Source organism: Roseofilum sp. (genome assembly GCF_982964205.1).
Window position 1 is genome coordinate 15,286 of sequence record NZ_CEZBFX010000016.1, and the last position, 23,217, is coordinate 38,502.

The 23,217-nt window shown below is 43.7% G+C and carries 23 protein-coding genes; 7 read left to right on the top strand and 16 right to left on the bottom strand.

What is annotated here, in order from left to right:
• The 8 genes from AC3A14_RS06755 to AC3A14_RS06790 all read right to left on the bottom strand — a co-directional run.
• Positions 1 to 2,463 (bottom strand): methyltransferase (locus AC3A14_RS06755; RefSeq protein ID WP_487778944.1); only part of this gene is annotated, 2,463 nt, incomplete at its 3' end.
• A gap of 327 nt (positions 2,464 to 2,790) precedes the next feature.
• Positions 2,791 to 2,982, bottom strand: coding sequence for a hypothetical protein (locus AC3A14_RS06760; protein WP_318698474.1), 192 nt, complete (start codon positions 2,980 to 2,982; stop codon positions 2,791 to 2,793).
• Complete coding sequence (locus tag AC3A14_RS06765) at positions 2,979 to 3,332, bottom strand: hypothetical protein (protein ID WP_318698473.1); 354 nt, start codon at positions 3,330 to 3,332, stop codon at positions 2,979 to 2,981. The genes AC3A14_RS06760 and AC3A14_RS06765 overlap by 4 nt, the downstream gene beginning before the upstream one ends.
• 32 nt (positions 3,333 to 3,364) lie before the next feature.
• Positions 3,365 to 3,595, bottom strand: a complete 231-nt coding sequence (locus tag AC3A14_RS06770) for a hypothetical protein (protein WP_318698472.1) — start codon at positions 3,593 to 3,595, stop codon at positions 3,365 to 3,367.
• Positions 3,596 to 3,621: 26 nt separating this feature from the next.
• Positions 3,622 to 4,020 (bottom strand): retropepsin-like aspartic protease, encoded by a 399-nt coding sequence (locus tag AC3A14_RS06775; RefSeq protein ID WP_318698471.1) that lies wholly within the window; start codon positions 4,018 to 4,020, stop codon positions 3,622 to 3,624.
• Entirely contained in the window at positions 4,017 to 4,244 is a 228-nt protein-coding gene (locus AC3A14_RS06780; protein ID WP_318698470.1) for a hypothetical protein, read from the bottom strand. The genes AC3A14_RS06775 and AC3A14_RS06780 overlap by 4 nt, the downstream gene beginning before the upstream one ends.
• Positions 4,245 to 4,452: 208 nt before the next feature.
• Positions 4,453 to 5,979, bottom strand: a complete 1,527-nt coding sequence (locus tag AC3A14_RS06785) for a GTPase (RefSeq protein WP_487778947.1) — start codon at positions 5,977 to 5,979, stop codon at positions 4,453 to 4,455.
• A gap of 236 nt (positions 5,980 to 6,215) precedes the next feature.
• Positions 6,216 to 6,488: a hypothetical protein gene (locus tag AC3A14_RS06790; protein ID WP_318731623.1), complete on the bottom strand. Its 273-nt coding sequence runs from the start codon at positions 6,486 to 6,488 to the stop codon at positions 6,216 to 6,218.
• Positions 6,489 to 6,735: 247 nt separating this feature from the next.
• Between AC3A14_RS06790 and AC3A14_RS06795 the strand changes: the two genes are divergently transcribed.
• Positions 6,736 to 8,094, top strand: a complete 1,359-nt coding sequence (locus tag AC3A14_RS06795) for a helix-turn-helix domain-containing protein (protein ID WP_318731622.1) — start codon at positions 6,736 to 6,738, stop codon at positions 8,092 to 8,094.
• On the opposite strand, the gene AC3A14_RS06800 is transcribed toward AC3A14_RS06795, so the two are convergent.
• The 3 genes from AC3A14_RS06800 to AC3A14_RS06810 all read right to left on the bottom strand — a co-directional run bounded on the left by AC3A14_RS06800 (position 8,082) and on the right by AC3A14_RS06810 (position 11,667).
• Positions 8,082 to 9,164 carry an acyltransferase family protein gene (locus AC3A14_RS06800; RefSeq protein WP_318731621.1) on the bottom strand — a complete coding sequence of 361 codons (1,083 nt, stop codon included), beginning with the start codon at positions 9,162 to 9,164 and terminating at the stop codon, positions 8,082 to 8,084. The two genes, AC3A14_RS06795 and AC3A14_RS06800, sit on opposite strands and share 13 nt — an antisense overlap.
• A gap of 136 nt (positions 9,165 to 9,300) precedes the next feature.
• A complete protein-coding gene (locus AC3A14_RS06805) occupies positions 9,301 to 10,713 on the bottom strand; it encodes an ABC transporter ATP-binding protein (protein WP_413039206.1) in 1,413 nt (470 codons plus the stop codon).
• A gap of 78 nt (positions 10,714 to 10,791) precedes the next feature.
• Entirely contained in the window at positions 10,792 to 11,667 is an 876-nt protein-coding gene (locus tag AC3A14_RS06810; protein WP_271942609.1) for an ABC transporter permease, read from the bottom strand.
• 205 nt (positions 11,668 to 11,872) lie between these two features.
• On the opposite strand from AC3A14_RS06810, the gene AC3A14_RS06815 reads away from it, so the two are divergent.
• Positions 11,873 to 13,306 carry a circularly permuted type 2 ATP-grasp protein gene (locus AC3A14_RS06815; protein WP_318731619.1) on the top strand — a complete coding sequence of 478 codons (1,434 nt, stop codon included), beginning with the start codon at positions 11,873 to 11,875 and terminating at the stop codon, positions 13,304 to 13,306.
• Positions 13,307 to 13,439: 133 nt separating this feature from the next.
• Positions 13,440 to 14,015: a peptidoglycan-binding protein gene (locus tag AC3A14_RS06820; protein ID WP_318698457.1), complete on the top strand. Its 576-nt coding sequence runs from the start codon at positions 13,440 to 13,442 to the stop codon at positions 14,013 to 14,015.
• A gap of 90 nt (positions 14,016 to 14,105) precedes the next feature.
• Here AC3A14_RS06820 and AC3A14_RS06825 read toward each other — a convergent pair whose 3' ends face one another.
• Complete coding sequence (locus AC3A14_RS06825; protein ID WP_318731618.1) at positions 14,106 to 14,321, bottom strand: hypothetical protein; 216 nt, start codon at positions 14,319 to 14,321, stop codon at positions 14,106 to 14,108.
• A gap of 296 nt (positions 14,322 to 14,617) precedes the next feature.
• Between AC3A14_RS06825 and AC3A14_RS06830 the strand changes: the two genes are divergently transcribed.
• Positions 14,618 to 15,574 carry an alpha-E domain-containing protein gene (locus tag AC3A14_RS06830; protein WP_318731617.1) on the top strand — a complete coding sequence of 319 codons (957 nt, stop codon included), beginning with the start codon at positions 14,618 to 14,620 and terminating at the stop codon, positions 15,572 to 15,574.
• 26 nt (positions 15,575 to 15,600) lie between these two features.
• Positions 15,601 to 16,461 (top strand): transglutaminase family protein, encoded by an 861-nt coding sequence (locus tag AC3A14_RS06835; protein ID WP_318731616.1) that lies wholly within the window; start codon positions 15,601 to 15,603, stop codon positions 16,459 to 16,461.
• Here the strand turns inward: AC3A14_RS06835 and AC3A14_RS06840 are convergent.
• The gene (locus AC3A14_RS06840; protein ID WP_318731615.1) at positions 16,458 to 17,225 is read right to left on the bottom strand and encodes a proteasome-type protease; all 768 of its coding nucleotides are present in this window, start codon (positions 17,223 to 17,225) and stop codon (positions 16,458 to 16,460) included. The genes AC3A14_RS06835 and AC3A14_RS06840 overlap by 4 nt on opposite strands.
• Positions 17,226 to 17,323: 98 nt before the next feature.
• Between AC3A14_RS06840 and AC3A14_RS06845 the strand changes: the two genes are divergently transcribed.
• Positions 17,324 to 18,079 carry a PEP-CTERM sorting domain-containing protein gene (locus AC3A14_RS06845; RefSeq protein WP_318731614.1) on the top strand — a complete coding sequence of 252 codons (756 nt, stop codon included), beginning with the start codon at positions 17,324 to 17,326 and terminating at the stop codon, positions 18,077 to 18,079.
• 75 nt (positions 18,080 to 18,154) lie between these two features.
• Positions 18,155 to 18,676, top strand: coding sequence for a 2-amino-4-hydroxy-6-hydroxymethyldihydropteridine diphosphokinase (folK, locus tag AC3A14_RS06850; protein ID WP_318698451.1), 522 nt, complete (start codon positions 18,155 to 18,157; stop codon positions 18,674 to 18,676).
• A 154-nt stretch (positions 18,677 to 18,830) separates the two neighbouring features.
• Here the strand turns inward: folK and AC3A14_RS06855 are convergent, their stop codons facing one another.
• The 3 genes from AC3A14_RS06855 to AC3A14_RS06865 form a co-directional block, all read right to left on the bottom strand.
• The gene (locus tag AC3A14_RS06855; RefSeq protein WP_318731613.1) at positions 18,831 to 21,047 is read right to left on the bottom strand and encodes an SMP-30/gluconolactonase/LRE family protein; all 2,217 of its coding nucleotides are present in this window, start codon (positions 21,045 to 21,047) and stop codon (positions 18,831 to 18,833) included.
• A gap of 87 nt (positions 21,048 to 21,134) precedes the next feature.
• Positions 21,135 to 21,830: a 5'/3'-nucleotidase SurE gene (gene surE / locus AC3A14_RS06860; protein WP_318731612.1), complete on the bottom strand. Its 696-nt coding sequence runs from the start codon at positions 21,828 to 21,830 to the stop codon at positions 21,135 to 21,137.
• Positions 21,831 to 22,040: 210 nt separating this feature from the next.
• The gene (locus AC3A14_RS06865; RefSeq protein WP_318731611.1) at positions 22,041 to 23,216 is read right to left on the bottom strand and encodes a class I SAM-dependent methyltransferase; all 1,176 of its coding nucleotides are present in this window, start codon (positions 23,214 to 23,216) and stop codon (positions 22,041 to 22,043) included.
• Position 23,217: the final 1 nt, after the last annotated feature.

The window sequence follows — 23,217 nt, forward strand, 5'->3', positions numbered from 1 at the left end:
TACCCATTTCATGCGCAAGCGCCAAGCTTTATTGGCTTTAATCGCTGCTAATTCCAGGTTACGGTGATGCAGTTGACTATTGAGATCTTGCAATTGGGCATTCAGTTGAGCTTGAATGTCAGCCGAGAGAGTATGGGTATTTTGCAATTGGGCACTGGTGTTCACCAATTGTTGGTTAATGTTGACGGCTTCCGCGTGGGATTGATTCAGTTCTTTTTGGGTTTGTTCCAGGTCATAATTGGCTTGTTCGAGTTGCGATCGCAATTGATTCGCCATCTGTTTGTAATGTTCGCATTCGGACTGAGTCTGAGCTAAGAGTGCTTTATTAGCCTGTATGTTTTTCTGAACCAGAGATTTTTGGTATTCTGATTCTTCATACTGCGATCGCATCCGTTGTAACTCTTGAGCGTGTCGATCGCATTCGTTCTGTTTAAGATTCAGCAGTTTCTGATATTTTGTTGCATTGCCCACTTCCTGCCAACTGCTAAACGCCCAATCTTGGGGACTCAAGGCTTGAATTTTTTCCAATTCTGCCTCCACATCCAGTTCCGCAGGCATAATCGAGTCTGCGCTTCCCCAAGAACCCGCTAAGGTTTCCAATTCTTGATAGAGCGTAATCGCTTCTGGGAAAAATGCCTGAATGAGTGCCGGTTTACGGGTTTGAGAAACATCCCGTTGGAGTAATCCCGGTTCAATCACCGAGGGTTCCACAGCGCCTAAAGAGAGTTGCCATTTGTCCTCTAGTCCTTGTATCCACCCTTGCGGATCGCGGACAATAGCATCTAGATTCGCTAGGAAGCACCGTTCTGGATAGGCTCGGACAAATTCGAGCATCTGCCGATTGTAATGCATCCATAATTCTACTGCCTTTTCGGGATAAGCCGCGACCACTTCATCGGAACTGCGGCGATAGAGGGAATCGACTACTTCCCAGGGAGAGCGATAGACCAATATAAAATAAGCTGAGGGGACTAACTCAGCCCAAAACTTGAGAAATAGGGTGGTACGGGGGTCTTTCCATCCCCACAGAGGGCGTTGGGTTTTCTCTTTGAGTAGAAGTTTGGCGCTTTGCTGATAGCGAGGAGCGAGGATAAGTTCTGATTCTAGGGTGAGTCCGTCGATTTCTAAGCCTTGGGAGCGGAGAACATTTTGGTGGAATTCTACGAAGTCTAAATCTTCAAAATGACCGCGATCGTTACCTATTGTAGTGGCGACGAGGCGATCGCCCAAATGAACGCCCACACTATTGAGCAAGGATGCACTCAGAGAAGTCCCAGAGCGATGCATTCCCCCCAGAATAAAAATGCCTTCAGCCAATCCTTTACCGGATGAATGTCCCGATTCTAAACTGGCGAGTTTTTCCAAAGTTTGGCACACGAGCATCCGTTCTAAATTCCCCGTTTCCCCTATCGCTTTAATCATCACTACATCGTCGCGCTGCACTTGACTATGATTCAGATGACACACCCAAGATCCTTCAACACGAGGGACACAGCGATGGATAATTTTATCATTCACCCACAATTCAATCGATTTGGCCGCCGTTTGTGCGTTTAAACTCCAGACTTTACCCTTAAATTCCCAATCTCCAGACGAGTTTAATTCTGTACTCTCTAGATTCCCTTGGGGAGGATAAGTAAAGGTAAATGTTGACCAGTCCGGGCTACTATTTTTACTAATAATGTATAGATCTTGATGGTCAGCGAGTCCCTTGGGGATACGATGATAGGTGGCACTTGGCCCTAAAATTTGATTGAGGGAATGTTGGATAAATTCTTCACTGACATAGGTTGTACCATACACGGAAGGATCTAGGGTACGACTTTCGCTTTGGGGAATAAAATGAATCCCGGAGGCGGAGAGGGCGAAGGGATTTGGGGCTAGCGTAACATCATGGGTGCTAAAAATCAGGAGTCCCCCTTCATTCAAATTATGGTAGAGGGTTTTTAGCCAAGGCACAAAGGTGCTTTCAGGGATATGACTAAAAAAGGAACTGGCGAGAATACAGTCAAAGCTTTGGTCTATTTTGTACTCAGTAGGGGTGAGGGTGGAATGAATCCCCTGAACTTGAAATTGTTCGATTTGAAATTGTACGGCTTCTGGATAGATGTCCGAAATCCAAATGTGTTCGGGAGGGAGAACTTGAGTCAGGAAGCGGGTAAAGCGTCCATATCCTCCGGCAAAGTCGAGGAACGTGGAGAGGTTGTCCCAACTGCCAAAGTGATGGGTGATAATTTGTTGGATGGCTTGGAAGATGCGGAGTCCATTACCATGATAGCGGATAGCGGCTTGAGTCGGGTCACCGTTGCTGTTCTCTAGAGCCATGAGGAACATCTCGTCGTTGTCGGAGATGCTGGTATTGAAGGAGTTGAAGGAGGGAACCATTGCTTGTACAAACGATGCTAGGATGCGATCGCCTGCTCCTTCCTCAAGCTGTTGATTTTCAATCCTACTCACAGTCATTGACACTCCCCTCTACTCTATGGACGTTAACCGTATATTGTATAGCGCGATGCGCTGGTCATGGGAATGAGGAGTTGGACATCTTCCCGATCTGTAATAAAATTCTGGCGATCTCCTCGTTAATCTTTGGATTTTCTGACACTGCATGAGGGTCCATTATTTCAGACAATTCTTTGATCTATCCGATCGCAGTCTTCCTGAACCGCTTTTGCCATCATTTGTAGATCTTCTTGGCAGTTATTGTAACTGGGTCTGACTACAACCGACGAAGTAACCGATCATATTCTGTATGTATACCAATCCAACACCAGTAAATGCGATCGTCTTCTAATAACCTCGGTAGTTTAAAGTTACACGAGCTGAATAAATGGATGGATTCTGGCGAACTTGTTTGAAATGAAGACTATTATGGTAAGGATCTAATCGCCAAAGGTCATAAGCTTTAGCTGCTTGTTCTTGAACTGAAGCAGGAAGTTCATCAAGTTTTTGACGAAAGGCTTTTGTGACAATTGATTTCATGGCGACTGAGGAGGAAAAACTTCATCAAGAGGTGTTGTTTCACCTGCTGCGATTTCTTTCCTGACGCTCTGGGCGATCGCTTCCCACTGCTCGTCTGTAGTGGCTTCAAATCTTGCTGTCCAGTTCAGTTCGTCTTGGATCTCAGCCAGCAGACGAGCGGCGATTCGCTCCGCGATACCTTCGGGAACGCATCCTGCTGATCTTCGGGTAATTGCTTCAGTTGGGCGATCGCCTCTTCGAGTAATTGAGTCATATTCACGCTCCCAATCGATGGCTTTGCCCGTTATTCTAACGAAACTGACTGGGTTTATAGCGATCGCTCCGCTATACCTTCGGGAATGCCCCCCCATTTTCCCATGAGAGGCCATTTTCTCATAAATGATTAGCGGCTCTGGCGTTGTGCGATTTCCATCAATAATCGTAAGGCTTCATTCACAGATTCTTCACTTGGAAATGCTTTTGCCACATCAGGATCAAGCAAAACTAGATTATTGCCTGCTCGATAACGTTCCACATATTTTCCTTTAATTCCCCCTGTTAACTGGGAAAAATCATACTCAGGTCGCAGTTCATCATCCATTTCATTATTAATGTTATTCGTTTCCTTCTTCATAAAATCTTTGTTGTAGCAAAGCCAACTTAACTCAAGGAAATTTCACCTTTAAAAACATCAATAATTGCCTTTTCTTCCCTGAGAAAATCAATTCCTAATAGTCCATTGGCAAAAGAACTCAGAGGTAAATCCATCGCTACTACAGAAAAATTCTCTTTACGGACTCCTAAACAATTAAACCAAGGAACAGAGACAATCGGCAATTTTACGGTAGCTGAAGCAGTCACAATCGTAGTGGTTTGAAGGGGGTGTTTCAAGTCACACCCTAAACATTCTAGGATTTGGCAGGGCAACACAGTATAACTTGAGCCTGTATCGAGCAATAATCTTAAAACAATGGGACTTTCCCTAGCTCGTCCTACTGATGCTCTCAACCAAAGTAAATTCCCCTGTCGATTTAGGCGATAGATTCTACGAGAACTCATAAAATAAAGGCCACATCTTCAGGAATTTGCCCTACATATTCGATCGCTAGGGGTTGCTCAGGAATAGAAGCTAACATTTCATAGATGTGCGACGGGTTGGGAGAATGAGCCAGCACTTCTCCTTCTATAACCTGCATCTGATCATCAAGGTCTTTATAGGCAATCAGTAACCATTCCCCTTGATAATGCTGTTTCATTTCTTCAAAGGTCATTAGCTCAGACATTTTCTTGGTCTATCCGATCGCAGTCTTCCTGAATTATTTCTACCATAATTTGTAGATCTTCGGGTAACTGCTTCAGTTGGGCGATTCGCTGCGCGATACCTTCGGGAATGCCTCTTTCAGTAATTCAGTCATGGTCACTATCACGATCTATAGCGTTGCTAGTTATTATAGCAAAAAACATTTCCTGGACTCTTTAACCCAAGTCTATCTATCTCCCTATCCCTATCCAAGAACCAATTGTTTTGAAAACTTGAACTCCTTTTTGCACCACAGGAGAGTTTGCAACTCTACTAACAAAACTAGCTGCTGCCTTAGCACCACGAGCTACATAAGGCCCAGCTTTCTTGCAGGCCTTTATTACTTTAGGTACTACTTCAGCAATGTCCCCTACTATCTTCACTGTTTTTTCTAGCCATTCAACCATCCGGTTTCTAATGGTTATTTCCTGTTCTTCATTCAGAATAATGTCTTGATTGGTCGCAGAACTTCCACCAGAGTCATTATTCACATTAGCTGATTGACTATATTGAGTTCCCGTACCAGACCCAGACCCGTCTCCGCTGGTTTTAACTCTGTCTATGGTAGACATGAAGTAAGGTAGTATCGCATCCGCATTGACCCGCTGAAACACTGTTGTGTAAAGTTCCCCTAACCATGGTTTTCTGTCAGGAGTATTAATGCTTTTATTATCAACAGCCACTGATGGAACCCGTTCCGCCACTTCTTTGCCAGTGTACCGGGCAATTTCTGCTTGAATTAACTTAGTTCTTGTCCTCAGTTTTCCAGAAAATTTTTCAGGCTCTACAAAACCCGCAAATGTAAATACAATAACTGCTGCTGCCCAAATTTCTGGCCCAAATGATTCATTAATGACACGAATAGCTCGTTGCTCATCAGAGCGTACTCTCGTTTCATAGAGAGGAGTAACAAACCACAGACAGTCCACTTCCCGTAAATCAACTTTGGACTTAATTCTACTAATATATTCTGCATCATTTTTCCCCTCTATTTCATCACACAATCCTGGAGTATCAATTACCTGAAAAGGAATTCCAGCAACTTTTGCATCAAAAAATTCTACAGTGCAAGTAACTGGTTCATCATCTCCTACTCGACAGACTTGTTTGCCCATCAAAGTGTTAACTGTGCTAGACTTACCTACCCCTGTTCTGCCAACTAGGAGAAACGTAAATCCCCTCTTTTCTCCTTTTTCAAATTCTGCTAATATCTTCTCAACATCCGGATCTACTGATTCTTCCTCTTTCCCCACATCTTTGAGCCGCTGAAACACGGTTTCATGAAATTCTCCTAACCATAATTTACCATCAGGAGTTGTTTTGCTCTTATTACTAATAGGTACTGATGGAATAAGGTCGGCCATTTCTTTTCCAGTGTAACGAGCAATTTCTGCCCGAATTGACTGAGTTTTTTGTATCAGTTGTGCAGGAAACTTTGAACGGTTTACATGATCTGTATCTGTAAATATAATCACAGATCTCTCCCAAATACTTTCTCCAAACGATTCATTAATGAGCCGAATAGCTCGTTGATCGTTCTCATACACTTTCGTTGCACCCAAACGAGTAAGAAACCACAGACAATCCACTTCCTGTAAATTAATTTTAGATTTGATCCGATCGATATATTTAGGATCGTGCTGTCCGTATGTCCGATCGCACAATCCTGGAGGATCAATTACGCGAACAGGAATTCCAGCAATTTTTGTCTCAAAGATTTCTACAGTTCAAGTACGTCGTGAAAATGATCTTCCCTTACAGACTTGTTTGCCCATTAAAGCGTTAACTGTGCTAGATTTACCCCGTTCGGTAGTACCAACTAGGAGAAACGTAAATCCTCTCTTTTCTCCTTTTTCAAATTCTTCTATCCTCATATCAGTCTCCTATTGATTGTTATCAAATTACTTTTGGCAAGGGAAATCGCGATTTCCCTTGCTCAGTCAATGTTTCGTCACTAATACCTGACCCACACTTTCAAGTTATAAGTCAATTTTGTGCCTGCATCGAGCCAGTAGTGAACTCCAACCTTAGATGAGTTTTTCTGAGTATATTTAGCGTCTCCACGACCCACACCAGGATCGACTTTAGTTATGGAAATTGCACTGACAGTTTTGTTTAATTCGATTTTCGATATTTTTCCGTTACAGGGAAAATCATCATCGCCTTTTTTACCGACCAACTTGGCTTCATAGGTCATCGATGTATTAATGGCAAGCCTTTCACTCATGGCTCATTTAGCTCCTGCTGTTCTTGAAGACAAGGAGTTCCAATTGTAGACTTCCTTGAGAAATAGAATTATTCTTTACAGTATAGAATACTGGTTTTGATTGGCCTACTGACAAAAAGATAAATTTGGTCTATAGTTTAAGCAAGGATTTAACATTTTGTAACGCAAAAAGTTAATTAAAATTAAAAAAAGTTGTAAAAGGTTAAAAAAGTGATAGGATAGCGACGGAGTGATATCGGTATAACTAATGGATGTGGAACCAATCCTGACATGGGCCGATGAGTTGATGTTGGCTAAAACAGGCACAAGGTTAAGTAGTCTGCAACGAGCTGTGTTAGCTGGGGTTTGGAATCATCAGAAATATAAAGAGATTGCGGATGAATATCACTGTGGCGAAGGGAATGTGAAAATAGTGGCAGGGAATTTATGGAAGTTGATTGCAGAAGAGTTGGGAGAAAAAGTTAATAAGAAGAATTTTCGCGCAACATTGGAGAGGTATTATATTTCCCATTCTAATATTAACAACCTTGTTCAACAGCCAAATTTTAATCAAAGTCATGTTAACATTTGTGCAAAGAATTTGTACCCTAGAGAGCCAACCAAACAACGCTCACCTTCTTACTCTATCAATCAACCACAACAGCGCCACGATCTCACAGAAGCGCCAGAATACTATCCTCTGAACAACCGCAGCACCGAACTAAGCACACTGAAACAGTGGGTATTGGATGAAAAAATCAAGATAGTTACAATTTTTGGATTACCTCGCATCGGTAAAACGACTCTCGCGAGAGCATTGCTAGAAGAGGTTAAAACTCAATTTGAAGCCGTCATCTGGCGCAACTGCACGAATAGCCTAGAACGGGAATCTCTGGAAGCTGAGATTATAGACTGTATCGGCAAATATCAAACCGATAAACCTACAAAGCTCATCCATTATTTACGCTCTTCTCGTTCCCTGATTATCCTCGATGACTTCCAAGAACTCTTTACTCCGGGTGAGTTGGCTGGGACTTATTTACCTGGATGTGAACGTTATGGTAAACTCTTAAGAGAAATAGGGCGCTTCCATCACCGCAGTTGCTTCCTCCTTCTCAGTTGGGAAAAACCGACAGAAATCGCCACCTTAGAACGGGAAAACAACCATTGTCTCAGCTTACAACTGGAAAGTTTAGGAGGAGCAGCACGGGAAATCTTGAGCCAGCACCAACTCATGGATGAGGAGCTATGGGAAGAACTGATTCAACGTTACGGAGGTAATCCGTCTTGGCTCAATATTATTGCTTCTACTATCCAGGACTTCTTTAACGGTAGCGTTGATAAGTTCCTATCCTATCCTAACCCCTTCCTGGGCGACCTAGAACCGATCTTGCAAGACTATTATCAACGCTTATCTCCCTCGGAAATGACAGTAGTCCAGTGGTTAGCCAGTGAAGACACGACCGATATTTTTCACAAACCCAAAGAGTTAGCCTTGTCTCATGCTGAATTCTTACAGGCAATACACTCTTTAATCAAACGGGGAATGCTTGAGAAGCACACCCATGATGAAGTCGACCAATTTACCCTACAACCGACAATTGCATCTTATATTCATTGCCGATAAAATTTAGGCGATCTAATTAATGTTTTAGGATGATACCAAGCAGTGATACCATAACGATCATAGAGCGTTAGCAGCACGTACGATACTCCCACAATCAAGGGAATGCCGAGGAAGACTAAGCCCGCAGTGATAGTATAGATATTATCAATGAGTAAGAGCGATCGCATCATCTGCTCTAGGGCAAACCAAATCGGACGGTGAAATAAGAACATGCCATAGGCGCAATAGGCTATGGTGTGGAATAATCGGTTAAGTCGCGAATTTTGACAAACGACATCAGAAAGGCGATAGATCAATAGCACAAAGGAGAACATCAACAAATTCAGTAAAATAGTGTTGTGTTCAATTCCTAGGCTATATTTCTTTTCCCACAACCAGCACAGGGGCAAGAACGCTAAAAATACTCCTCTGTTCAAGGATAATACTTTTCGCCAAATGCGACCCTCAAACCAATTCTTTTTGGCTGCTAAAATTCCCCCTATAAAGGGTAAGCTATAGCAAATCAGGCGCATATCGGTAATGTTCAAATAAGTGGCACTGAGGAAGAGAGTTAAGAGAACTCCCCCCAGAATTGCCGCTTTGTAGAGAGTTGGAATTTTCTCAATATTGAGCAGTGAGAAGAGGCTATAGTAGACTGAAATTAATCCCACATACCATAACGTCGGTAAAGGCGGATACCCGTCAGAAGCAAAGATTAATTGTAACCCCAAAACGTGAATCAAGATTTGTCCCCAATCCAACATGCTATAGAGATAACAAAATAGGGCAAGGGAGAGGTAATAGAGCGGGAAGAGTTTAGCCAGCTTTTTGAATAAAAATTTCCCGGCTGTCTGGATATTCGGAAAGGTTAATTGATGTCGGTTAATTAAACTTCCAGCAAGAAAGACTAATAGCCCTAAGCTACATTGAAGACTGAGATGGTGTAACTGCGATAAATCAACTGTTGTGCCGAAAAGGTGGAAGCGATAGGATTTGAAGCAATAATCGGGAAGATTGTACAGTAAGATCGTGGAAATTCCTACGGATCTCATGAAATCGAATCGGGATGAACGATGGACTATTCTGTTCATAGTTCTAGGGTTGATGAGGTTGAACTATATTTGGCACTGCCAATCCCCCGAAATCCCCTTTAAAAAGGGCAATTTTCGCGAGTGCCCGCCTTTTTCAGAGGGTTGGGGGATCTTAGAGTTGTAGGGATTTTAAAAACTAGCTATTATCCTCTAGAACTTCCAGTGTATGAGCTGGAGGTTCTGTCCATTGGCTTTCAAAAGTTAACTTGGGGTCAATCTTGAAATCGACTGTGCCATTGCCACAAACGGCTTCATCTGGATTAACCCGAAACATTGCCGCATCAATACAACGGGCGAGATAAATAAACTCTTCATCTACCATTCCGGAAACTCCGGCATTGAGGAAATAAACTCCGGGATGAAGAAAGCATTCAAAGGAAAACTGAACGGTAATCACTTGATGAGGTTCAAAGTGAGAAATTTTATGAAAAGAAGGGCTGACAGAGGCTCCACCTAATTCTAGCCCGCTAATGGTTTTAATTAACATGCCAAAGCGTACATTTTGAGCCATTTTAGAAAAGCGAACTTTGAATGTATAGATGTAGGGTTGTCTGCGAATCAGATGATTAACTAGTCTACCGGATAGGGTTTCAATGTGAGGGTCAATAATTTCTGCCCCTCTGGTGGTGTAGGAAAGGGTATGTTCGGGGTTAAGATTGGGATCGTAGTAGTCTCCTAATGTGGGTATGGATGGGGAATGAGGGGAGTCTTTAGAGGAAGAAGATTGCCCATTGGTTTCTGATTTTTCTGGTGTGGGAAGGCTTTGCTGTTGATGGGATTTTTTCAGTTCTTCACGTAAGATATGGCTTTTGTCTGAGGGTGCATAAATCAGTTCTTGATATTTGGAGACGACGAATTTCGGTTTATTGCTGAGGATAATTTCGCCTTTATCCATGAGGATAGCCCGATCGCACAATTCGACCACCGAAGAAGCAGCATGAGATACAAATAACACTGTCCCGCCGCGATCGCGAATATCCTGAATCCGAGCAAAACATTTGCGCTGAAACGCTTCATCTCCCACGGATAGAGCTTCATCAACGACTAAAATATCGGGTTCGACACTGGTTGCCACCGCAAATGCCAAGCGCACGAACATTCCACTAGAGTATGTTTTTACTGGTTGTTCAATAAATTCACCGATATCCGCAAAGGCGACAATCGAGTCAAATTTAGTTTTAATTTCGTCCTTCGTTAACCCCAATAACTGACCATTAAAAAAGACATTCTGCCGCCCTGTAAATTCCGGATTAAATCCGCTGCCCAATTCCAACAGAGCCGATAGCCGACCTTTCACCTCTACCTCACCTGTGCTTGGTGTAAGGGTAGCGGCAATAATTTGTAGCAAGGTACTTTTTCCCGAACCATTGCGCCCCACAATGCCTAGGGTTTGCCCTTGAGGAATTTCTAAATCAATATCATGCAGCGCCCAGAATTCTTGCCCCCTGGTTTTTCCAGGTAGCAACAGCTCTTTGAGGCGATCGCCCGGATGGGCATATCGCTTAAACGATTTAGAAACACCTTTTAGTGAAATCGCCATTTCACTCATGAAAATTACAATACCTTTAGTTCAGTGAGATCGTCAACCAACCCGACACTCTCCCAGGAATAAATGGGTATCCCTTCCCTAGATCACATCGGCAAACGCGGGGCGCAGTCGTCGATAGACCCACAAACCCCCTGACAACAGTACCAGAGAAATGCCCAAAGCACTCATCCATTCTCCCCAATGTTGCATGTGGCCCACTAAAATCAAATCTCGGTAGGTTTCCGAAATCGCTGCCAAAGGATTGAGCCAAAACACCCACTGTCGCCAAGGTTCGGGAATAATGGTAACCGGATAGACAATGGGAGTCATGTAAAACCACAAATTGGTAATCACCGCTAAACTTTGGGGAATATCGCGCAAAAACACGGTTAATGCCGAGACTAAATAGCCCAAACCTGCCGTAAGCAACAATTGGGGTAACCACGCTAAAGGCAACAATAACAGCGTCGGATGTAGCGTCTGCGTGATCAACCCGCTCAATACAATCAGGGCAATTAACCCCATAGAACTTTCAATGAAGGCGCTCAGAACGGGAACCAGAGGCAATAGCCCTAGGGGAAAAACAACCTTTTTCACTAAATTCGGTTGACCAATCACCGCATTTGAGGACTGAAGCAAACCGGTCATAAATGCAGTCCAGGGCAGCAGTCCGGCAAATAACCATAGCCCAAACGTGAGATTATTGGCTGCCATTCCCTGGAGATTGAGCTTCACCTTCAGCACAATTGAAAACACATAGGTGTAAATCAGTAACTGCGAGAGTTGATTGAGCAACGGCCACAAATTCCCCAGTACTGAACCCTGATAACGAGCCGCTAAATCCCGGTGAACTAAACTTTTAAGTAAGTTCGCTTGTAGCAACCATTGACGGTTTCCCAGAAATTTGGCGATAATGCGACTTATCGCTCGCGCGATCGCTTCTACTCCCATTCCTCCTTTATTGGCCTTCAACAAAATTCACATCCTCTCTCACCACTGCACATTCTCAAATCCAACACTCCAAAGAGCATGGCCCTCAAATTTTGACATTCTCCCCGACTACCGTGCAACTGTGTCTTTACCCAAAGTTTTGTAAAATCGTAGTCTTAGTTACAGTAATCCAGTCTAGTCCATCTCTATATCATAAAGTGTTCAACCCACTTGCATCTTACCTATTAGTGTGAACTTTGATTCCTACGATTCAGGGGACTTCTACGATGAACTCTTCGGGGCCGATGGCAATCCCCGCCCCGAATGTCAACCCCTTATAGACCATTTCAATCATCTTTCTCGCGAACACCTTCATCAACGCCAACAAGCGGCCCAAATTGGACTGTTTAAGCTGGGAGTCACCTTTAATGTCTATGGTGCAGAAGAAGGAACTGAACGGATTTTGCCCTTCGATCTCATTCCCCGTATCGTCTTATCTCAGGAGTGGAAAACCCTAGAGCAAGGACTCAAACAACGAATTCAAGCCCTCAATTTATTTATTGCTGATATTTATGACCAGCAAAAGATCGTTAAAGATAAGGTCATTCCCGAAGAATTAATTCACTCAGCCACCGGTTTTCTCAAACCCTGTATGGGTCTCAAACCTCCCCAAGATGTTTGGTGTCATATTACTGGAACCGACTTGGTGCGCGACAAAGAAGGTCAATGGTACGTTTTAGAAGACAATTTGCGTTGTCCCTCTGGCGTTTCCTATGTCTTGGAAAATCGCCGAGTGATGAAAAGTACCTTTCCTCAAATCTTTAGCTTAATGGATATTGAACCGGTCGATCGATATCCTAGCCGTTTGCTCGATACCTTACTCCATCTAGCTCCTAGCCATCTTCCCAACCCCACCGTAGTCCTCTTAACTCCAGGAATATATAACTCAGCCTATTTTGAACATTCATTTTTAGCCCAGCAAATGGGAGTTGAGTTAGTCGAAGGCCGAGATCTAGTCGTTGTTGATGGCTACTTACAAATGCGAACTACGAAGGGACTGCAACGGGTGGATGTGGTCTATCGTCGCATTGATGATAGCTTTATCGATCCGACGGTCTTTAATCCCGATTCCTTGTTAGGCGTTCCCGGTTTGATGGAAGTTTATCAGTCTGGACGAGTTGCTTTAGCCAACGCCCTGGGAACCGGAGTTGCAGATGATAAGGTAATTTATGCCTATGTTCCCCAAATGATTCGCTATTATTTGGACGAAGAGCCAATTTTAGCTAATGTCCCCACCTATCTGTGTTGGGAGCCAAAGCAACAAGACTATGTGCTAAACCATTTACCACAATTAGTGGTTAAAGCCGCCGATGAGTCAGGCGGCTATGGCATGTTGATCGGTCCGAATTCAACTTCAGCCCAACGGGAAGAGTTTGCTCAACGGATTAAGGCCAATCCCCGTAAATATATTGCCCAACCCACCCTGTGTTTATCTAGGGTTCCTACCCTATTAGAGGGGAGTATCGAAGGCTGCCATGTAGATTTGCGCCCCTATATTCTCTATGGTAAAGATATTTCCGTAATGCCTGGAGGTTTAACTAGAGTGGCCCTCAAGCGGGGGTCTCTAGTGGTCAATTCTTCTCAAGGTGGTGGCAGTAAAGATACTTGGGTCTTACGAGATTAGGGGGCTAGGCTAGGGATGATGTCATGAAAATAACGATACATTAAGTTTCGTGAATTATTGATAAAAATGAGTTGCTCAAACTCAGGGTTATCCTTTATCCTTCCAGTAACGAGTTTTTCATGGCAAAAAAACTATGATTGAATCACTTGCATTTACCCATGCTTCACTGGCCTACGAAGATACTAACCCAACTCCCCAATTACGGTCTTTTGAAGGAATTAATGTATCTCTGGCCAAAAGTGCCGTAGGAGTTTTAGCTCTAAGTGTAGCGCTCTCGATTATCAGTGTCGCAGAAAACGCGATGGCCTACCTGAGTTACGGATCTAGAGGTAATGATGTTGTTTATCTGCAAGACTTGCTAAAACGTGCGGGTTATTTCTCCTATGCAGTGGGATCGACTGGTTACTATGGTAGTATTACTTATGATGCAGTTGTCAGTTATCAGTACGATATGGGCCTAGCTGTAGATGGAATGGCTGGCGCTCAAACTTTTGCGTCTCTGGAAGCTAATACTGGCGTAGGTGGTGGGACTCATCGGGTGGTTGCTACAGGTGGCTTAAATGTCCGTTCAGGAATGGGTACATCCTTTCCTGTTATTGGTGGACTCGCCAATGGACAACGGGTTTTTGTGGAATCCTTTGACCATACCGGCTGGGCAAAACTTACCACGGGTGGGTATGTGTCCGGTGATTATTTGGCCGCACTCTAATCTTTAAAATCAGAATTCTATTACAATAGTGAGTCAATTGCATAATAACTGACTCGCTATTTGAGCATTTTTTTGTAGTAAACGTTCGTTTTAAACGGCTAGGGATGTGGGGATTAAATCGATTTTACCGCGTTGTACAGCTCGCAATAAACGGTTAATTGACTTCCGCTCATGGGCTTGTAGTTCAGAATAGCTAGACGCGAGTTGCAGGGTATGATAATCGGTACAAGAAACGACACCGGTTGCACCCACTGCTCCAAAGATTTCGGAAATGCGATCGGATAGCTTTTCTGTTGGAGATAACATAGTTTTTTCTCTTCAACTCATCTTATGTTCCTATTGTGGTCGCTCGGGGTCACCTGTGGGGTGACAACCCCCACATAAAGTTTGTGATTTACGTTGGCTATACAAGTGATTTGGATAGGAGAGATAGGAGGAAGAGGAGATAGGGGAAGGTGGAGACGTGAAGGAGTCTGAAATATGTCGCTATTTGGGCATTAGTCTATTCGCCGATTGAAGATCCGTTTAGAATGAGCAGATTTTTACCTTGATTATTCTGATAATACGGGAACTAGGTTTTGATTACTGTTTGAAGTTAAGTTATGTTAAGTCGCGTCGCAGATTCAATCTATTGGCTCAATCGTTATGTAGAGCGGGCAGAAAATACGGCTCGATTTATTGATGCTAATTTGACCTTAATTTTGGATTCTCCGGTTGGGGTTGTCCATCAGTGGGAACCGTTGGTGATTACGACGGGCGATCGCCAGGTGTTTTGGGAGCGCTATGGCGAAGCGACGAAGGAGAATGTGCGCCATTTTCTCACGTTTGATGCGAAAAACCCCAATTCGATTTTGTCTTGTTTGTGGATGGCTCGTGAGAATGCGCGATCGATTCGAGAGGTGATTTCTTCGGAGATGTGGCAGCAAATCAATGAATTTTATTACATGGTTAAAGAGACTTCTCCAGAGGGGTCAATGGTGGAGTTATCGGATTTTTATACGGAAGTTAAGCGCTGTAGTCATTTGTTTGCCGGCTTGATGGATGCCACGATGTCCCATAATGAGGGTTGGCATTTTGGCTTGATTGGCCGGTTGTTAGAACGAGCAGATAAGACTTCGCGAATTTTAGATGTGAAGTATTTTATTTTATTGCCTTCGGCTCAGGATGTGGGCACAACATTAGATGAAATTCATTGGATAGCTTTGTTAAAATCTGCGAGTGCTTATGAAATGTATCGCAAACAAATACACCGTCACCAAATTACGCCTATGGGAGTAGCAGAGTTTTTGTTGCTCGATCGCCACTTCCCCCGTGCAGTACGCTCTTGTCTGTTTCGCTCCGAGCAGTCTCTCCATCGAATTAATGGTACAGCACCAGCAACCTGGAGTGATTCGGCCGAACGAGCCTTGGGTCGTGTGCGATCGGAGCTGGAATACATCACCATTGAGGAGATTATTCAACAGGGATTACATGAATTTGTGGATAATTTACAAAAACAGTTAAATTTGGTGGGCGAGCAGCTCTATCAAACCTATTTCTCTTTAGAGTCAGTGCATTAAATTAACAAAGATGGCAACAGGAACACATGCGCTATAAAATTATCCACTCAACTTATTATACTTATAGTGAATTTGTGGCTCTGAGTCCCCATTGGCTGCGGTTGCGATCGCGCTCCGATGGCGCTCAAACCCTGCATCACTTTCAGTTAGAGATCGATCCGCTCCCTACTGGTCAATCCTCTGTCCTCGATGAAGAGGGCAATGTTCTGGAAAAAATTTGGTTCGACGCTCAGGAACTCAAAGCACTAAAGATTACTGCCACTTCTGAAGTGGAAACCCATTGTAGCAACCCCTTTAATTATCTCTTAGAGCCTTGGGCCGTTCAATTTCCAATTGATTATCCGTCTAGTCTACTGGCTCGGCTATCCCCCTATTTTGCCCCTAGAACACTGCCGAGTCCAATCGATCCCAGGGTTTATACTTGGGCGATGGACATTGCCGATCGCGTTCGCTATCAAGTTACCCCGTTTCTGAGTGCGATTAATCAGCAAATTTATGAACGGTGCGATTATTATATTCGCGATACGGGCGATCCTTTTCCTCCGGGAATAACTTGGGAACAAAAAGGGGGAACTTGTCGAGATTATGCTGTCCTGTTTATGGAAGCCTGTCGCGCCATGGGGTTAGCTGCACGGTTTGTCAGTGGCTATCAAGAAGGCGATCTCGATACACCAGACCGCCACCTCCATGCTTGGGCAGAAGTCTACCTTCCAGGAGCAGGATGGCGGGGCTATGACCCCACCCACGGCCTAGCGGTCAGTAATGGGCATATTGCCGTAGCGACTAGTGCCATTCCCCAAAATACGGCTCCCGTTTCTGGCACCCTGCGCCGCTCTCAGGTACACAGTCAAATGGACTTTGATTTGGCGATCGCATTTTTAGATTAATCTGTGGTTAAATCCCTATCGTCTTCCTGGGCGTAATACTCCCAATCAATATTGGGAATGCTTTCGACTGCCTGGTTGAGAGCCACTTCCCAGGTTTTGCGAAGCCTACCTAAATAAGGGTCTCTCAGAGGAAGTTCAAGCTGGTGGCGGATCGCCAAACTATCCCGTTCGTACATCACCAGATTGATGGGCGGCCCTACGGAAATATTCGATTTCATCGTAGAATCGATGGATAAGATCGCTGCTTTCGCTGCAACTTCTACTGGGGTGTCAAAGTTCAACGTGCGATCGAGAATCGGTTTACCATATTTAGTTTCCCCAATTTGTAAAAACGGGGTTTCTGGAGTCGCTTGAATCGAATTCCCTTGGGTATAAACCAGATAAAGTTCTGGGTCTTCCCCCTGAATTTGTCCCCCCACTAAAAAGTTACAATGGTAATCAATACCGTCTTTTTCCAACCAAGCTCGGTCTTGTTCGAGCAATTGCCGGGTTTTACTGCCGATATAGCGGGCAATTTCGTGGAAAGTTGGTAGAGAATGCAAATTAAGATCCTGCTGCACTTTAATATCTTTCTTCAAACTAGAGACTACCGCTTGGGTAACAGAGAGGTTCCCCGAAGTACACAGGATAATCACTCGTTCTCCAGGTAGGGAGAAATCAAATAACTTACGATAAGTGGAAATATAATCCACTCCAGCATTGGTTCGCGAGTCTGCCGCCAGCACCAGACCAGAACGGGTGATAATGCCAAGACAATAGGTCATAGAAGCTAGAGAAAAACGCCTTACTGATTGTACGGAATTTTAGGAATGTGGCGTTTCCCGCGTGTATCCTTTATTGTTAAACTCAGGGGGTATAGAGGATGAATTCTCTCAAAACCACTGCTTTAATGTTTACAGGTGGATGCTTAAGCCTGTGTGTGACTGCATCTCCAGTCCAGTCCCTTCAGTTACACTTTCAGTCTCCAGATGGTCAAACTAGCGCCGATCTCTTGTTTGGAAACCATGTTACTTTTGGAAATAGTTATGTCGGTCCTATGGGTATTGAGCTTTATCAAGACCCAACAAAAGACCCGATAGATTCTTTTCTCAAAGGTGAGAGTCATCGAGTTTATTACCATAATGGTTCTCTCGATCCCTATTTGGCTAGTCACTTCCGCAATAATAAACCTGCTAAGTGTGATGCGAGGCAGTGTTTATTGCCACTGAACTCTATTTATTATGGTAGTCTCCATTCAACCCCTTCTACTGCTGTGATTACTCAATCTAATGGTCAGTGGCATTTTCATACAGTAATGGGTTCCCCTTGGAAGGCGAACAAGTCGAGTCCGTATCCTACATATTCGATGGGTCTGTTTCGTCTTAGCCTCAATTGTGCGTCAGATTTACTCTCCTGTGTTGGTTCGTCTGGGACTATGAGCATGTTTGCTAGCAGTAGTCAGCATTTGTGGTATGAAGGGCCGATGCAGTTTGTAGGATTTACCAATTCAACAGCGAATCCTACCCCAGTACCGACTCCGACTCCAACGCCCCATCCGACTAGGGTTCCGGAACCTTCCGTTGTTTTGGGACTGTTGTTCTTGAGTGGTTTGGGTTTGCTTAAAAAGAGAAGAATATAAATCCCAATAAGAAAGGCGATCGCCTCTGATGACCTGGTAGACTATCTATTGGTACTCTCTACTAGAGAACGAAGAATGGTCATATCCAATCATTTGGAAACTGAAAAACCGACAAAGAGTGCGATCGCTCTAGGAAGTAACCTCGGTGATTCTCGCGCTACCCTAGAAAATGCCCTAAAAACGATTGACCAAACTCCTGGAATTACCGTCACAACCCATTCGAGTTGGTACAAAACTGCACCCATTGGCCCATCACAACCGGATTATCTTAATGGCTGTGCCCTGTTAGAAGTGAAGCTAACTCCCCACGAGTTACTCAAAACGCTGCTCAATATTGAAGACCAATTTGGCCGAGTCCGTCAAGAAAGGTGGGGCGCGCGAACATTAGATTTAGATGTCCTATTATTTGCCGATTTAATTCTAGACACGACCGATCTGCAAATTCCCCATCCTCGGATGACCGAAAGAGCATTTGTATTAGTGCCCTTAGCAGAAATTGCCCCAGACTGGATCGAACCCGTTTCTGGGGAGGCAATTTCTCAACTGGTTGAAAAAGTGGACTGTTCTGGAGTAAGGGGGTTTGAGCTGGAGTCATAGAACTCAAGTATTAACCCGGTCTGAGCATAACTAGGAAGAGGAGAGTCGTTTCGGTAGTGCCATTTAATTCGCGATCGGTTATTGCCAATGGAGTGCAGCAGTAATATTTATGTTGGCGAAGCAAAGCAATCTCCGCCATCTCGCTTTAATATGACTATAACTCAACATCGATTTCAAAAAGATACCCATGTTGTTCCACTGGCCAGTCACTTGCATACCAAGGTGCGAGAAACTCTCCTCCTAGCCAAGGAACTACAGATGAGCAAGCAAACAATTTGGCACTGGAACTAAATTCACGATCAACAACACTTAGACTCGTAATATTCATTACAGGTAAAATAATCTCTCTCTTCCTTACTTGCAATTGTGGGTCGATACAGACAATTTTACCGCCAAACCAAAATGTGAGCCAAAGACGACCTGCCCTATCTACAGCCAATCCATCAGGTACACCTTCATTTTCATCAGCAACAATAAATTGGTAATGCTCGCGAATATCGGGTAGGGTAGCTTCAGTTCGATCTGAGTCGAAGGTAAAAACATGAACCGTGCGTTCCAAGCTATCTAAAACGTAGAGCGATCGCCCGTCTGGTGATATTCCCATGCCATTAGCATAGCCTAGTCCGCTAAAAATTTCTTGAACTTGCCCCTGGGGATTACATCCTAGCAGTGCCCCTTTTTCCCCGATTTCTCCCTCATTTTCATGGATAGTGTTGAACCAGATGTATCCAGTTGAGTCAAGAACCACATCATTACAAACCAATTGTCTGCCCTGATATTCTTGGACAATAGGTACTAGCTCTTGGGTATTGACATTCCATTCTACTAGTCCTAACTCTCCAGACAATATGACAGTTCCCTTACTAGATACTGCCAGACCATAAAATGCACTCGGTAATGGGAACCGTTGCACTTTGCGGGTCGTTAAGCATAGTTGAACGAGCTGAAAATTACCGTAGTCCAGACAAAATAATTGATTACGTCTAGAGTCATAGCAAAGTCCCTCACCGCCCTGGAGATCGCACTCTGGCACTACGGTTATTTTATAGTTTGGTGAGCGTCGTTCTAGCAGTAGTGCATTGCGTAGATGCTCCCCATAAAACTGTAGTGCATCTCGATTCTTACCAACCAGGTTGAGTTCTGCCAGTGGACTGGGATGATAGTAGGTATCTTGAATTTGCTCTGTTGGTTCGCAATTAAACGCGATCAATTGGGAGCAATTGAGAGTGTGTTGAGCGAGGCTAAAATCAAACAACGCTGACGCGAGACCACTTTTATAAGTTGATAGATACAATCGAATACTGGTGGGTATTTTTTCTATTGATGTCTGTTTGGGAATCTGAGGACAAATTCCCTGGGCTAATATTAGAGCAGCTTTGGGTAAATTAAAGTTAAGACTCTCCTGGTACAAAAATCCAAATGTGGCGCTCATACGAGCATTCATTTCAATCAAGATCGGAGAACTTTGGTCTTGAATCCAAAATTCAGCGCTGAAAAAGCTATTGTTCAAACCGCTATCTTGAATAAAATGAGCTACTCGCTGATAAATAGCTCTTTGTTGTGCCTGACTCACTTGAGAAGGAAAAGCATAACAATCTACCGATCCATCTTGTGCTTCCACAGTATCCACTAAACCCAAAAAATGAACCTCTCCTTTATAGACAAAGCCATCACAGGTTAAAGGTTGACCGGAAATCAGCTCTTCGACTAAAAGTGGCACTTGAGATGTTACAGCTATGGGGTATTTTGTGCCATCAACAAATTCTTGGAATAAGTTTTGATACATTTGCCACCACGGTTGGTAAGAGCTGGCAAGTTCTTTACATACTTGTTCTAATTGTTCAGGTTGCTTTACTTTTGCACAAAACATTCCGTAACTCGAACAAACGGGTTTAACAAATACGGGAAACTTCAGTTGATTTACAATGTCCTTGTCAATTAATATCTCAGTTTTATTGGCCAGTTGTACAACACTGTGGCCGGGAGAATATGAGTCGATTTCACGAGCATAAAACTTATGAAAACAGTTGAGGACACCTTCTATAGAAGGGCCAAAAAGATTCAGGCTTTGACAAACCACAGCCGCCACTAAATTGGCGATATCAAAGCTATAGTAAACAAACCCGATCTGGTGAACTTGGGCATAAGCAATTGCATCTTGGCAAAAGGCAACTAAATCGGCTTCACCTTTAAGTTTAGGTGGTGTAGTTTGTATACATGAATACTCTAAACAATGAAAGCAATAGGCAAAAAAATCAGAGCTAGAAAATAATTGCTTCTCATCTTTAGATGGACATAACACCAATACTGGAATGAGTTTATCGGCTGAATTATTGGTCTGGAGTACAGTTGCTGTTGCTACTTTGAGCATGAATTTATAGTATGAGCCATCATACTAATTTTACTTGATACTGCTACAGATTTTTTTGCCGATCGGTTGCTTCTAAAAATGAAAAGATTATTCCCATAAGCGAAGTTTCGTTATAGCAATATTGCCGGATAAACACACCTCAACATCTGTTCCCGGATCGGATGTGCGGTTGATATCATCTCCCACATATAGATATCCATCTCCTTGCTTGACAAACTCAGTGAGTAGGGGACGGGTACAGAGGGAACAAAAGACAAGTTCCGGATCGGGTGTATCGGGTTCTAGGTGGGGAAAATTGACGCTCCATAAGGTTCCCGACTCAGGGGGTTGAGCTAATAAGTTTTCCAACACCCTCACTGTCCATTGTGTCGCCCTTTCCCAGTCTAGTTCTCTGTCGCTTCTTTTGAAGTGAGACAAGGCGATCGCTGGAAGACGATGTATTGTGGCTTCTCGGGCTGCCCCTATTGTCCCGGAAGGATAAATGTCTGAACCCATATTGCAGCCAGCATTAATCCCAGAGATCGCAAAGTGGATATCGTCGTAGAGATAGTTGACTCCAAGACGGACACAATCGGCTGGTGTACTGTCCACACTCACTTCAGTATCCGATCGCCGTTCGACTGGAATCACGGTGCGAATATTGACCTGATGACCACAACCAGACTGGTGGTGTTTGGGCGCAACAACCATAATGCGATCGGTCGTTACTTGAGATAATGCCCTGTGTAATGCACGAATGCCCGGAGCATCAATCCCATCATCATTAGTTACTAAAAAGCTCATAATCCTAACCCCCCTCTTTTGATGTAAGGTGCTAATTCCTCTGGAATTAAATTATCTTTTTCTTCTTCATGATTCAAAATATAAGGCTTAGAAATCATCTCTATGATTTTTCACCAATCGCTTCAATCGATTACCCAAGCTTTTTCCATATTAGAGTTTCAATTTATCTAAATAGACTGTAATACAAATACCAAAACACTCCATAAAAAATCAATATCCATTCATCTTTGTCGCGTCTAACCACATTACTCCAAACAAGTCATGACCCACACCATAGCCCGGTTGTTGAGTTTCCTCTAATTGCTGCAACACTTGAGCTAGGATAAATTCGACTTTCTGTCTGCACAGATGTTTGTCCGAAATCTTGTGTAATTCTTTCTGGGCGACCGTTTTAAATCCTTGAACTGCTAGGGGCAAATCAACGGGTTCTATGGGCAAAGACTCGCCCAGTAGCATTGCTGCTTCACTAACTAAACTATTCCACCAGCCAGAGAATTTCTTGAAGAAATCCAAGATATAATCGGGTGCCGATCCTAACTCAACTTGGAAGATTAATTGGCTCAATTCAGTTTCTTTCGAGGGATCGAGCAAACTATTGATGAGGTTACGATACTTAGGTAATTCTGGGTTAAATTGTCCCGTTGAGGTATGACGACCTACCATAATGGAGCGATCGAAAAACTTGAATTTCTCAACAGGGCAGCCTACAGCATCAGCCGCTTGCTGCATAATCTCTTGCAACTGTTCATGGGCGTAAAAACTCATCCATGTGGGTTCTGCATCTCCTTGGCTCTCGAAAAAGCTCATGCAGTAATCCCACCGGTTTTCTTTCCATTTGGGTGTCCACTCGATGCTGTACCGTCCTAATACATCTACAACCACTGCACACCGGGAGCGATTTTCGCAAGCATTCTCCGCAATTTTCTGTAGGGCTTGGTTTAGCTCATCATGAGTCAGATGGGAGTAGGGAACGCCACAAGAAAGGTACACATCAAAAGGTCGATGGAACTCCCTAGTCCGAATATCCGCACATTCAAACCTCACGTTACTGTGGTTGCTATATAGCTCATTGGCAGTTGCCACCATTGGGGCACTGATATCAACTCCCAGGTAATCTAGATCGTAGCTGCTGCCTAGTTCTGATTCCTCGGACAACAGTGTTGATAGCAACAGATATCCATCTCCTGTACCTGCACCAACATCTAAAACTCTTAGTTTCTCTCCCTTTTCCTTACTATATGGCGCGATCGCATACTTAAACACTGAACGAGAAAATGGCTCTTCCCACTCAACTTTTACACCGTCACGACGACTTTTAGATAAGTAATGTTGAACCGCATTGGTTTCGTGGTACAACGTCTCTATATGCTCTGAAGTTACTTTCATT